Origin of the sequence: Streptomyces sp. FXJ1.172 (assembly GCF_001636945.3) — a bacterium.
GTDB lineage: Bacteria > Actinomycetota > Actinomycetes > Streptomycetales > Streptomycetaceae > Streptomyces.
Genome location: NZ_CP119133.2, coordinates 8,881,210 through 8,894,059, shown reverse-complemented (window position 1 = coordinate 8,894,059; position 12,850 = coordinate 8,881,210). Strand labels below are relative to the sequence as shown.

Below are 12,850 nucleotides of genomic sequence, written 5' to 3'. Positions count from 1 at the left end.
TGGCTCGGGGTTCACCCGGCAGTCCGCGCGCGGGCCAGCGAAGAGGAGTTGCCGCGCGCGTCTCGTCGGCCTGTGGTGCGGCGGCGTGTCGACGTTCGTCTGTGCCTGGGTCAGTAGGCGGAGTTGACGTTGTCGATGGAGCCGTAGCGGTGGGCGGCGTAGTTGGCGGCCGCGGTGATGTTGGCCACGGGGTCGGTGACGCTGCTGGCGGTGCCGTTGACGTGGTAGGCGTGGAAGGTGGGGTCGATGACCTGGAGCAGGCCCTTGGAGGGGGTGCCCTTCTGGGCGTTGACGTCCCAGTTGTTCTGGGCGGTGGGGTTGCCGCCGGACTCGCGCATGATGTTGCGCTTGAGGCCGTCGTAGCTGCCGGGGATGCCCTTGGCCTTCATGATCTGCAGGGACTGCTTGATCCAGCCGTCGAGGTTGTTGGCGTTGCCGGTCGTGTGCTGGGTGGTGGTGCGGCTGTGCGTCCCCGTGGTCGTGACCGCGTGGGAGGTGTGCATCTGCGTCGCTTCGGCGGCCTGTGCGGTGGTCGGCATCAGGGTGAGGACGGCGGCTGCGGCGCCGGTGGTGGTGATGCCGGTGAGGGCGAGGGTGCGCAGGCGGGCGATGCGGGTGCGAGCGGTCATGGTCATGCGTGGGGGAACCCTTCGGTGGGGGACATCGTGGGTGCCGGTGGTGTCGAGGGCCGCGTGGGGCGGGTCTCGTTCTGCTGGTGCCAGTGGGCGGATCCGGCGGGTGTCCGTTCGGTCCGTCGCCTGGCTCCCGGCGACGAGAGCAATAGTTAGCGGCGGGCGGGGCGGGGCGCAATGATGTGACGTACTACCCTAGATCGGAGCTATGCCCGGTATGGCAGCTTTTGGAGGTTTTATTCCCTGTTCAGGGCGTTCTGGGGCTACGAGGCCGGATAGGATGTGATCTGGGTCCTATGGGTGGCATCACTCCCCCAGGCCCTCTCAAGGCGGATACGACGCCCCGGCGAGACGGCGACGGCAACCGTCGGGGTGGTGATCTTCGGGTCGGCGATCTCCCCCACACAACCGGCCGGCACGGCCGCGCCGGCATCACCCACGACCGGGCCCTGCGCCAACTCGTCGGATCACCCGCCGCGGGCAACTCTCTGCTGCGCCTGCTCGAACTCGGACAGCGGGTCGCCGCCGGCCTGCCAGGGCCAGGGGGCGACGGTGCCGCCGAGCGCTTCGAATGCCGCACGGGCTTCGTGGCGCCGGTCTGCGGCCATCAGCGCGTAGGCGAGGATGTTGAGGTCTGCGAGTGCCCGCGCGTGGCGGAGGAATCCGGGCTGCACCCAGGTGTGAGCCGCGCGGTCGAGGGCCTGGGCAGCTGTCGCCTGGGACCAGTGGTTGCGCGCCACCAGCGCTTCGAAGCCGCCCCGGCCGAGGACGGAGTGGTACTGCAGGACCTGGGCGGTGAGTTCCATCGCCGCGCAGGGCGCGTTCGCGGGCATGCGCGCGCACGCGGCGTCCACAAACTCCAGAACCTGGAGGCGCGACCCGGCCTCCTCCGGGGTGAGATAGCTCAGCATGTTGAGGTAGGCCTCACGGTTCCAGCGGTCGCGCGCGAGCACCTCGTTCCACACGCCGAACGCCTGTGGCTGTTCCCAGTGTTCCAGGCGTGCCGCCTTCAGGACGACCACCCACGGAGTGGGGTCCTCCGGGGTGAGTTCGGCGGCCCGGAGACAGCTGTCGATCACACTGGCGGCGTCTTCCAGACTCCCTTGGGAGTAGGCGCGGGCGCGGGCCACCTCGCTCCATGCGTACAACACGAGTGCGTTCGCGTTCCGCGGCTCGCGCGTGGCCCAGGAGCGCGGCAGGCGCCATCCGGCGAGGAACTCCGCGAGGACGCCCATGCGGTGCGCCCTACGGTCCCAGTCGCCCGGGTCACGCTCCAGCAGACGGGAGATCTGTGCCACGCACATGTCCGTCATCCCGACCGTGCTTGCCCTCGTGGTCGCCAGCAGGTTCTTCATCAGCTTGCCCAGATCCTGGTCGTCCAGTTCCGGGGCAAGGCGGGATCTTCTGCGGCGACTTGAAAGAAAAGCCATGACGGGAGATTAAGCGGGCCCAGGAATCACACAAGGCCTGAGTCAAGATCGTTACGGATTACACGTCTCACCTGGGGTTACTTGCCCGTATGGCGACACAAACGCACATGGCTCCCGCCCCTGTCCAACCAAAGGCGGCATCCTCGACCACCGGCGCGCGCCAGCGTCGAGGACGCCCTGGGTGATGCAGCGACCGTGACCAAGGGCGTTCGGCGACAAGTAACGCCGACATGGCCGGCACCCGCGCAACAGCGCTTTCGACACGGGCGCCAAGATCGCCGCGGCCGGCCACGGCCTCGCCGGCGGCGACCAGCACCGTGCCCCCGCGCCCCGAGTGCGGTGGGCACAGTGCCGCACAGCAGGCGGCGGTGCCGGCCGCCACGAGGAGCAGGCCGTTCGATGTCGACAACGTGCGTTACCTGACGAAATCGATCGATTACGTATAGTTTGAGCAGGCGGGTTGCGGCCACTGCCCTGCCCACGCTCCTGTGGCCTGCTCGCAGGCCTCGCAGCCCGTACACGCGCAGGGATCAGGCGGCACCACACCCTCGAAGTGGGCCGACCCCGGCGGTCCACAGAAGGAGAGCCGAAGAGTGCTTCAGCCAACGAGCGGCCCGCGCAGCCTGGCGATCGGTGCGGCGGTTGTCTCCGGTGCCCTGCTCCTGACGGCGTGCGGCTCAAGCGGCGGTTCCCGGTCCGCCGGCACACCGTCCGCGGCTGCCTCGCCCTCGCCCGCCGCCACTGGTATCGCATGCGGCAAGGCGGCGACTGTGTCGGCTTCCGGCTCGACCGCGCAGGAGTTCGCCATGAAGTTCTGGATCAAGAACTACATGCGGGCATGTCCCGGGACCCGGATCAGCTACGAAGGCAACGGCTCCGGTGCCGGCCAGACCGACTTCCTGGAGGGCAGAACCGCCTTCGCAGGGTCCGACTCCGCACTGAGCACCGCCCAGATCACCCAGTCCAAGAGCATCTGTTCCGACGGTGGACGGGCCGTCCACCTGCCGATGGTCGGCGGTCCGATCGCGATCGGCTTCAACCTGCCAGGAGTCAGCAAACTGGTTCTGGACGCCCCCACACTGGCCAAGGTCTTCGACTCGCAGATCACGAAGTGGAACGATCCGGCGATCGCGAAGCTCAACCCGGGCGCCAAGCTGCCGTCGACGCCGATCCGCACCTCACACCGTTCCGATTCCTCCGGCACGACGGACAACTTCACCGCCTACCTGAGCGCCGCCGCGCCGAACGCCTGGCCCCACGGGCACAACAAGGTGTGGATGGCCAAGGGGGGCCAGTCCGCCAAGGGTTCCACGGGCATCGCCGACCAGGTGAAGAAAACCGCGGGCGCCATCGGCTACGTCGAACTGTCGCATGCCCTCGCCCTGAACGTTGCCACAGCCTCCATCGCCACCGGAGCCCCCTCCCCGGTCGATGCCAGTGTCCTCACGGCCTCCAGAGCGATCGCCGATTCCACCGTGGCGAACACCAGCGGCGACCTCGTCCTGAAGCTCGACTACGCGACCGAGACCCCGGGCGCCTACCCGATCGACATGGTTACGTACGAGATCGTCTGCGACAAGGGCAACAAGCCGGCCACATGGCCCACCACCAAGGCCTTCCTGACGTACATCTCCGGTACGAGAGGCCAGGAGGACCTGAGCTTCGAGGGCTACGCGACACTCCCCGCCACGATCGTGGACAAGGTCCGCAGCAGAATCAACACACTGTCCTAGCCCCCCACACGCCGGGCTCGTGGTCGTCGGCGTGACGGTGCGGCCGATCCCTCACCCGCTGTCAGGCCGGGTCGGTCACCAGCACTGCCGCCCCGTCGAAGCGACCCGCCTTCAGATCCCGCAGCGCGTGGGGTGCCTCGGTCAGCGGATAAGGGTGCGTGGTCGCGCGGACGCCGTAGCGGGCCGCGAGCGTGAGGAACTCCCGCCCGTCCGCACGGGTGTTGGCGGTGACGCTGCGCAGCTCCTTCTCGTAGAACAGGTCGGTCTCGTAGTGCAGCGGCGGTACGTCGCTCAGGTGGATGCCCGCGAGCGCCAGCACCCCGCCCCGGTCCAGGGCGCGCAGCGCGACGGGGACCAGCTCGCCGACCGGGGCGAACAGGATCGCGGCGTCCAGCGGTTCCGGCACCGGCTCGGTCAGGTCCACCGCGGAGGCCGCGCCCAGATCGAGTGCCAGGCGACGGGCGGCCGCCTCCCGGGTGACCACATGAACGGTGGCGCCCTCGGCGAGCGCGACCTGCGCACACAGATGAGCACTGCCCCCGAACCCGTACAGGCCCAGCCGCCCGCCCCGCGGCAGCGCGGCCCGGCGCAGTGCACGGAATCCGATGATCCCGGCGCACAGCAGCGGCGCCGCCGCCACGTCCTCGAGGGCGCCGGGCAGCGGGTAGGCGAAGGCGGCCGGCACGGTCGTGTACTCGGCGTAGCCGCCGTCGGCGTCCCAGCCGGTGTACTGCGAGCGCGGACACAAGTTCTCGGCACCCCGGGCGCAGTACGCGCACACCCCGTCGGTCCGGCGCAGCCAGGCCACCCCCACCCGGTCACCCACCCTGAACTCCCCCGCCGCGGATCCGGCCTGAGCGACCACGCCGACCACCTCGTGCCCGGGCGTCACGCCCGCCCGGCGCACCGGAAGGTCACCCTCGGTGACATGCAGATCGGTCCGGCACACCCCACAGGCCCGTACCCGCACCAGCAGTTCGTCCGCGCCGGGCACCGGCACCGGACGCTCCACCAGCCGCAGCGGGTCCCCCTCCACCGGCCCGGGCCGTGCGACCGACCAGGCCCGCATCATCGGCGCCGTCATGGCACACCGCCCTTCCGAAGGCAGCGGTCCTCCACCCCCAGTGTCCGGGCAGCCCGGCCGTCCGGCACGCCCGACCCGCGCGGGGCTGGAAGGGCCGGCGGCCGAAGTTCCGCGTCATGCACACCATGTTTGCCGGGCGTGTGCACGTGCCCACCGGGAAGTACCGCGCGGAAGAAGTCCCCGTGCCCGTCCCCGGGCCGCGAGAGGTACCGATCGAGGTCAAGACCGCCGGTGTGGTCCTCGCCATGCTCAGTGATGCACTCATTGACAAGCATTGACAAGCCGAATCACCGCGGGTTGTCATGAACACATGATCCGAGGTCCGGGGAGCAACTGCAGCCGCCGAACCGATCGTTCCGCCTTCCGCGCCGGGCGTAGCCCGTCACGGAACGGATCATGTGCGAAGACCACAGGTGTCACCCCCGGGGCGAAGGACGGGCGACTGCAGTGGGAGTACGGTCACTGACCGGGCGCCGCGAGTTGCTCGACGCCGCTCGGGCCGAGCTGGCGGCCCGTCCCGGGGTGCTCTTCCACGGTCCCATGGGGATCGGCAAGTCGGTGCTCGTGGCAGCCCTCATGGCATCCAGGGCGGCGCCTGACCCGTCGGTCGGCACTGTGCTGCGCTGCTCGCCCGCGCAGGAGGACGCCCAGCTCCCGTTCGTCGGGCTCGTCGACCTGTTCGCACCGGTGCCGGAGAGCTGCCTGGAGACCCTCGCGCCCGAGCCCCGGGCGGCACTGAGGGCAGCCCTGCTGCACGGCCCGGAACCGGCGGACGGCCGCGGGCGGCTCGCGGTGCGCGTCGCCGTCCTCGGCGTGCTGCGTGCCCTGGCCGCCACGGGTCCCGTCGTGCTGGTCCTCGACGACCTGCAGTGGCTCGACGAGCCGACCGCCGAGGCGCTCGCCTTCGCCGTACGCCGCCTGGGCCGCCTGAACGTCCGGGTGGTGGCCGCCGAGCGGGTGGCGGACGGTGAACAGCCCGAGCGGCTGCGCTGCTGCCCGCCCGGCACCACCGAAATTCCGGTGCCGCCGCTGACCGACGCCGAGGTGGCCCACCTCTTGCGCGCCGGCGTGGGAGGCGACCTGCCACCGGGGGTGCTGCGGGAGATCCAGGACACGGCCGCCGGAAACCCTTTGTACGCACTGGAGTTGGGGAGAGCGGTCCTGCGCGGCCCGGCACCCGTGTCCTTCGGGCCCACGCTGCCCGTGCCCCGAAGACTGCGCACCCTGCTGCTGGACCAGGCGCGCGCACTGCCGGAGAGGGTGCGACGCACCCTCCTGGTCACCAGCGCCGCCTCCCGCCCCAGCCTCACCCTGCTGCGCGCCACCGGGCTCCCCGACCCCGCCGCGGACCTGGCCGAGGCCGAACGACTCGGCGTCGCGACGACCGACTCCGGCGGCACCATATGTTTCCGGCATCCGCTGATCCGGGCCGCCGTCTATGCCGACGCCCCGGAATACGGCCGTCGGCAGGCACACGCGCTGCTGGCCCACGCGATCACCGAGCCCGTCGAGCAAGCCCGCCATCTTGCGTACGCCCGCCCGCACGAGGACGAGGACACCGCCCGCACCCTGATGGACGCGGCGGAGCACGCGCGCCGCGACGGCGCGCTCGGCTCCGCTTGCGAGCTGGCGCGGCTCGCCGTCCGGCGTACCCCCGGCGACCGGCCCGCGGACCGCGCCGACCGGCTGCTGGCCGCGGCCGAGTACGCGTGCGACGCCGGTCGGCTGGAGGAGGCGGGCGAGGCCGCCGAGACGGTCCTTGCCGCATCGGGCTCGGCACGCCGGCGGGTGCGGGCCCGCCTGGTCCTGCTGCGCAACGCCGGGCAGGCGCTGGAGGGTGCTCAAGCCCTGATCCACGAAGGCCTCCGGGACGCCGACGGTGATCCGGAGGCACAAGCGTGGCTGCACCACTGGGCGGCCGTACGCGGCCTGTTGTGCGGGGAGTTGGAGGAGGCCGCCCGGCATGCCCGGCATGCTGCCCGGCAGGCGGCCGTGGCGGGCGACGCGCAGACCCGGATCGGGGCGCTCGCCACTCTCGCCCGAGTGCGTTCCCTGGTCGGCGAGCCGGTCGCGGCGGACGCCGCGCTGGAGGAGGCGCTCGCCCTGGCCGGAGGCGCCGACGGCGGTCCGCAGAGTTGGCGGCTGATCCGGATGCGGGCCGTCCTCGCCCTGGACTCCGACAGCGTGGCCGAGGCCATGGAGCAGGTCGTGGAACTCCTGGCCACCATCGGGGAGTTCGCCGGTGTCGAGGAGATCATGGCGACCCTGGTGTCACTGACCCGGATCCAGGTGCATGCCGGACAGTGCCGCGAGGCACTGCACACCGCGACGCGCTGCTCGCGCGTCATGGCCGAGGCGGCGCCCGCGCTGTACGCGGCCGCGCTGGCGGCGGCCGCGGGCGGCACCGCCGAGGAGGCCCGGCAGCTGGCCGAGCGGGCGGTACGCGCCTCGGAAGCGGACGGTGACCGGCTGTTCCTGCTGCGCGCGCTGGCCGTGCTCGGGCAGGCCGAACTGCTCGCGGGCGATTCGCGGGGGGCGGCCTCCGCGGCCGAGACCTTGCGGCGCGTCAGAGAACTCGGGGCTGCCATGTGCGCCGCAGACCCGCCCATGCTGCACTGGCACGGCGACCTGGCCGAAGCCTTGGTCCTCCTGGGCGAGACGGACGAGGCCGGGGCCGTCGTCCGCGAGGCCTACGCTCGTGTGACCGGCGAGACGCCCGGCAGTGTGCTGGCCGCTCTGGAGCGGGCGGAGGGGCTGCGGGAAGCGGGCATCGGCCGGGCCAAGGAAGGCGCGGCGCGGTTGCGGGACGCCGTGGACCGGCTGCGCCAACTCCCCTTGCCCATCGAGCTTGTACGCACGTTGATCGCGCTCGGTGCGGTCGAGCGCCGTTCGCGCCGCAGGAGCGCGGCGCGGACGGTCCTCGGCGAGGCGCTGGAGACCGCGACACGGATCGGCGCCGCTCCGCTGGCGGCACGGGCCAGGGACGAACTGTCCCGGCTGGACGCCGGAGACCGCAGCGTTGAGGCGGGAGCGGGCGGGCCCGAACTCACCCCCACCGAGTCCAGGATCGCCGAGCTGGTCAGGGGCGGGGCCACCAATCGTGAGGTCGCGGCAGAGCTGTTCATCAGCATCAAGACGGTGGAAGGAACGCTGTCGCGGGTCTACCGCAAGGTCGGGGTCCGCTCGCGCACCGCGCTCGCCCACGCGATGGCCGTCGCCGTCATCGCCTCCGGGACGAGTGTCGACTCCGGCGACGACGGCCAAATGAAGCGGGTGGAACCGACCGTGACGGTAAGTCAGTCAAGTCATACGCCGACCCGTCGCACTCCCGACACACGCCGTTGACGTGACATCCGCCGTTAACACGTAACGCAAGGGTTCCCCCGCTTATGGGGGTGGGGCCGGCCTTTCTACGGTGAAGGCGTTCCTCTTCCGGGACAATTACCCCACTCTCCGGAGGACTTCAGTGAAGTCACGCCTGAAACTGCTCGGCCTGGTCGCCGCACCGGCCCTGGTCACCGCAGTCGTCCCCGCCGCCTACGCCGCGAACTCCCCACAGCCGCACGCGACCCGCGCCGCCATCGCCGGAGACGTCCTGCCGGGCCTGAAGCAGCACGCGGCCCGCACCGGGAGCGTCGCGGCCGGGAAACGGATATCGGTGGCGATCAGCCTGACTCCCAGAGGCGGCACGGCACTTGACACCTTCGTGGCGAAGGTCAGCGACCCGCACTCGAGTTCCTACGGCCACTACCTGACGAAACGTCAGTTCGCTGCGCGCTTCGGCCGGACCGACGCCGAGATCAAGCAGCTCAAGGACTACCTGCGCGCTCAGGGGCTCACCGTCGGCACCGTCCACTCGGGCAACCTGCTGGTCGACGCCAGCGGCACCGCCACCCAGCTGGAGAAGGCCTTCGGCACCAAGCTGTCGACCTGGAAGGACGCCGCGTCGGGGCGTTCGTTCTACGCCAACGACACCGCGCCGAAGCTACCGACCGCCCTCGCGTCCCTCGTCAGCGATGTGGCCGGCCTCAACAACCGTCTCCAGCTCCACCACCAGGCGCCCTCCACCGTCACTCCCCACAACGGCCCGGGCGGCGGCTACACCCCGGCCCAGCTCAAGGGCGGCTACAACGTCTCCGGCACGTACACCGGCAGCGGCCAGAAGATCGCGCTGCTGGAGTTCGACGGCTTCCAGCAGTCCAACATCAGCGCCTACGACAGCCACTACGGCCTGGGCTCGGCCGCCCCGACCGTGCAGCAGGTGGACGGCGGTTCCGGCTCGCTCGGCGACGGCCAGGTCGAGGTCGAGCTGGACATCGAGGTCCTGCACGCGATCGCCCCCAAGGCGAACGTCACCGTCTTCGAGGGCCCGAACTCCGACGCCGGCGAGGTCGACACGTACCAGGCCATCGTCGACAGCGGCATCCCGACCACCTCGATCAGCTGGGGTGCCGCCGAGAGCGCCCGCACCACCTCGGGCATCAACGCGGTCGACGCCGTCTTCAAGGCCGGCGCCGCCCAGGGCCTCGGCTTCTACGCGGCCTCCGGTGACAGCGGCTCCGACGACGCGGGCGACGGCGGCACCTCCGTCGACTACCCCGCCAGCGACCCGTACGTCACCGGCGTCGGCGGCACCAAGCTGACCGTCACCTCGTCCAATGCCTGGAGCAAGGAGGTGGCCTGGTCCGGAGGCGGTGGCGGCAAGTCCTCCGTCTTCAAGATCCCCAGCTGGCAGACCGCGGTGCAGAAGAGCGCCGGCGGCGGCTACCGCCAGGTGCCGGACGTCTCGGCCCACGCCAACCCCAGCCCCGGCGTCTCGATCTACTCGCAGGGTTCCTGGACCTCGGTCGGCGGCACCAGCGCCGCCGCGCCCGAGTGGGCGGCGTTCGCCGCGCTGTACAACCAGCAGGCCGCGGCGGCCGGCAAGGCCAACCTCGGCTTCGCCAACCCTGCTCTCTACACGGCGAGCGGCACCGGCTTCCACGACATCACCAGTGGCAGCAACGGCGCCTACTCCGCCGCCAGCGGCTGGGACTTCACCTCCGGCTGGGGCTCGTACAACGCCGCGACACTGGCGAGCAAGCTGCTCGGCTGACGACCGACGGCTGACGAGCGGGCCATAGAGCGCGGGCCGGGAGCGATCCCCGGCCCGCGCTGCGGCGTGCCGTCAACACCTGTCACCGAACGGCGAAGGGCTGTCAGGGGAGGGCACCGCCCTTGGCCGCCGCGGCGAGGCCGGGCTGGAGTCGGCGGGCGACGTCGACGTGGTCGCGGGTCCAGATGATGCGGACGGCAGCGGCGGTGGCCTGACCGCGACCGTCGACCAGGTCGGTGCGAACGGACTCCACGAGCCGGGCCGCGGCGTCGGGGTGGAGCGGGACGGCGTCCGGGACGGCGGTGCTGCCGCCGAGGTTCGCCGCGAGGCCGCGGTACCACTCCGTGACCTGGAACGCGGCGCCGAGGATGGCGCGGTGGGCCTCGGTGTGATCCGCGGCCGTACGCACCGGGGCGTTCCCCCGCCACAGGGAGACGACTGCGTCGGCAGCCAGCCGCAGCGCGGCCACTCCGGTGACCAGCGTGGTCATGTCGGCCAGAGACACCCGCTTGGCGCCGCGCTCGGCCAGATAGGTCCGGTAGGCGTCGTCGAGACGGCGTGCGGAGGCCGCTGCCTCGCGGTTCTGCCGCACGGGTTCGGCGGCGTGCGTCGCGGCGGTGCAGCAGCCGACGGCGTAGTCCACGGCGCCCGCGAAGTAGCGGGCACTGTTGTCGTAGGCGTCGGCGAGTGCCTCGTGCACGGCGGCCGTCGCACCGCGGGGCCAGAAGAACAGCGCGACGAGGACGCTGACCGCGCAGCCCAGGGCGATGTCCTGGACGCGGAGCAGGGCGATGTGCCAGTCGGGGTTCTGGCCGATGTTGAACAGCACGACGAGGGTGACGGTGAAGGCAGCCTGACCCGCGGTGAAGGAGATGGCGGCGGGGGCGATGCCGGCCGCCAGGACGGCGACGGGGAGCAGGAACCACAGGGCGGTGCCGTGGTGGCCGATCAGCTGCAGCAGCCCTGCGCCGACGAAGGAGCCGAGCACCGTACCGAGGACGGCACGCAGGGCCTTCTGGCCCGTGTTCAGCGCGTTGGAACGCAGCACGGACAGGGTACCGAGCAGCACCCAGAAGGAGTGCTGGACGCCTGTCAGGTCCGCGAGCAGCACAGCGATGCCGAGTCCGGCGGCGCCGCGCAGGCTGTTGCGCAGCCACACCGAGCGGAGTTCGAGATGCGCTGCGGCCCGTTCGCAGGCCGAGGTCAGGGGTTCGGTCAGCGCACCGGGTTCACGGCCGAGGAGCTGGTCGCGCCAGTGCCGTTGCCACGCGGTGGCGGCCAGTTCGACGTTGCCGGCGATCTGCAGGACGGCGAAACCCAGCTCCTGAGCACGGAAGGAGAGGTCGAGCGTGGCGATGAACCCGTAGATCTCCGCCGCGCTGTCGCCGACCGGATGGCCGGCCGGCAGGCGGACCGTGGAACTCTCCTCCATCCCGTTCATGCTCGCCCGCAGCTCCGCCATGGCGGCACGCAGCGGGCCGACGTCCCGGCGCGGGTCCGTGAGGAGGCCGGCGGCGTGGTCGAGGACGTCGGCGGCCGCGCGGGTCACCGTGCGCGCGGCCGGGTCGCAGTCCGGGGGCTCGCCGGTGGGGGCGGGCCGGTCAGCCAGGATGCCGGTCAGCCAGATCAGCTCGTCGACCAGGCGGACCAGGGCACGGGACGCGGTGGACAGGCCGGTGGGGCGGTAAGGGGTGGTGTCGAAGGCGCGTCGCAGGTCCGCTCCGGCGTCGGCGGCACGGTCGGCCGCCGCCCGGTGCTGCGCACGGTCGATCGCGGGACCTGGTCCGCCCGGGCCGGAGACGTCCGCGCGCAGGTGTGCGGCAGCGGCACGGCAGACCTGCGCAGCAGGCGTGCTGAGCGGATCGGCGACGGGGCGCGGCCAAAGAAGGCATACGGCCGGCAGCGCCGCCGCCGCTGCCAGCCCAGCACCGGCGAGGCGGTCGGGCAGCTGTGACAGCGGCACCGGTGTGGTGACCGGGAGGACGAAGCCCAGCAGGAGCGCGGTCGCGCTGCCCGCCAGGACCGAGCTGACGACGCCCGAGAAGAGGATCAGGAAGCCGACCAGCAGCGTCGTGACGACGGCGAGCCAGATCACGGGCGCCACCAGCGTCCCCAGGCAGATCAGCACCGCCCAGGCCAGCGCGAGCCCGGCCTGCGCCCGCAGCCGCTGCACCATCGGACCGCTGAAGTCGACCAGCAACAGCATCGAGAATGACCCGAACGCGGCGAAACTCGCCATCGTCGGCGAGTGGAACACCTGACTGCCCAGCGCGAACAGGGCCGGCATCACCAGCGCGGTCCGGCCGGCCCGCCTCGTCGCCGCGAGATCCGGATCGCGGTCTTGCCACCACGCCGTCAGGCGTGCCGCGGGCTGCATCCGTCCCGGGATCCGCACGGACATGCGCACCTCCCGCCGTCGCGGTCGCGGTCGAGTACGACGCATCACGCCACACCCCCCATATGCGGCCACAGAGCCGACGTCCGCAACCCAGGTGAGGGGACGTGGTGCCCCCTGCGCCGGCGGCCGACGGCAGTCGGGCCTCGGGTCCGTGATGAAGAAGTTCTTCCGGTCCGTGACGCTCTGGCTGTTTTTTGTCGCGGGACTTCTCACCAGTGCGGCTGCAGGAACTGATTCCCCCCTCGGTCACCCGCGGCGTCCAGGGTTGTCGAGGTAGGCGAGTACGGCGAGAACCCTGCGGTGGCCGCTGTCACTGGGGGCAGGCCGAGCTTGAGGAAGACGTTGCCGATGTGCTTGCTGACCGCGCGTTCGGTGACTCGCTGACACCGCGCGAGCGCGAGGTCCTGAAGCTGATGGCCGAAGGGCTGGACAACAGCACCATCGCCCGGACGCTGGTCGGATGCGGGGAGGATCTCGG

General features: G+C 71.5%; 7 protein-coding genes and 1 pseudogene. 4 read left to right on the top strand and 4 right to left on the bottom strand.

Annotation, left to right across the window (positions count from 1 at the left end):
* Nucleotides 1–110: 110 nt before the first annotated feature.
* Both A6P39_RS39990 and A6P39_RS39985 read right to left on the bottom strand, forming a co-directional pair.
* Nucleotides 111–629 carry a transglycosylase SLT domain-containing protein gene (locus tag A6P39_RS39990; RefSeq protein ID WP_443053053.1) on the bottom strand — a complete coding sequence of 173 codons (519 nt, stop codon included), beginning with the start codon at nt 627–629 and terminating at the stop codon, nt 111–113.
* A gap of 470 nt (nt 630–1,099) precedes the next feature.
* Complete coding sequence (locus A6P39_RS39985) at nt 1,100–2,062, bottom strand: hypothetical protein (protein WP_067049141.1); 963 nt, start codon at nt 2,060–2,062, stop codon at nt 1,100–1,102.
* 593 nt (nt 2,063–2,655) lie between these two features.
* Here A6P39_RS39985 and pstS point away from each other — a divergent pair.
* The gene (gene pstS / locus A6P39_RS39980) at nt 2,656–3,795 is read left to right on the top strand and encodes a phosphate ABC transporter substrate-binding protein PstS (protein WP_275883951.1); all 1,140 of its coding nucleotides are present in this window, start codon (nt 2,656–2,658) and stop codon (nt 3,793–3,795) included.
* A gap of 61 nt (nt 3,796–3,856) precedes the next feature.
* On the opposite strand, the gene A6P39_RS39975 is transcribed toward pstS, so the two are convergent.
* Nucleotides 3,857–4,864 carry a zinc-binding alcohol dehydrogenase family protein gene (locus tag A6P39_RS39975; protein WP_199840640.1) on the bottom strand — a complete coding sequence of 336 codons (1,008 nt, stop codon included), beginning with the start codon at nt 4,862–4,864 and terminating at the stop codon, nt 3,857–3,859.
* A 462-nt stretch (nt 4,865–5,326) separates the two neighbouring features.
* On the opposite strand from A6P39_RS39975, the gene A6P39_RS39970 reads away from it, so the two are divergent.
* On the top strand, nt 5,327–8,224 hold the full coding sequence (locus A6P39_RS39970) for a helix-turn-helix transcriptional regulator (RefSeq protein ID WP_234378663.1): 2,898 nt from the start codon (nt 5,327–5,329) through the stop codon (nt 8,222–8,224).
* A gap of 121 nt (nt 8,225–8,345) precedes the next feature.
* A complete protein-coding gene (locus A6P39_RS39965) occupies nt 8,346–9,974 on the top strand; it encodes a S53 family peptidase (protein WP_079133044.1) in 1,629 nt (542 codons plus the stop codon).
* Between the two features lie 103 nt (nt 9,975–10,077).
* Here A6P39_RS39965 and A6P39_RS39960 read toward each other — a convergent pair whose 3' ends face one another.
* The gene (locus tag A6P39_RS39960; RefSeq protein ID WP_234378664.1) at nt 10,078–12,375 is read right to left on the bottom strand and encodes an FUSC family protein; all 2,298 of its coding nucleotides are present in this window, start codon (nt 12,373–12,375) and stop codon (nt 10,078–10,080) included.
* A 212-nt stretch (nt 12,376–12,587) separates the two neighbouring features.
* Between A6P39_RS39960 and A6P39_RS45680 the strand changes: the two are divergent.
* A pseudogene (locus tag A6P39_RS45680) lies at nt 12,588–12,791 on the top strand (hypothetical protein); the annotation flags it as partial.
* Nucleotides 12,792–12,850: the final 59 nt, after the last annotated feature.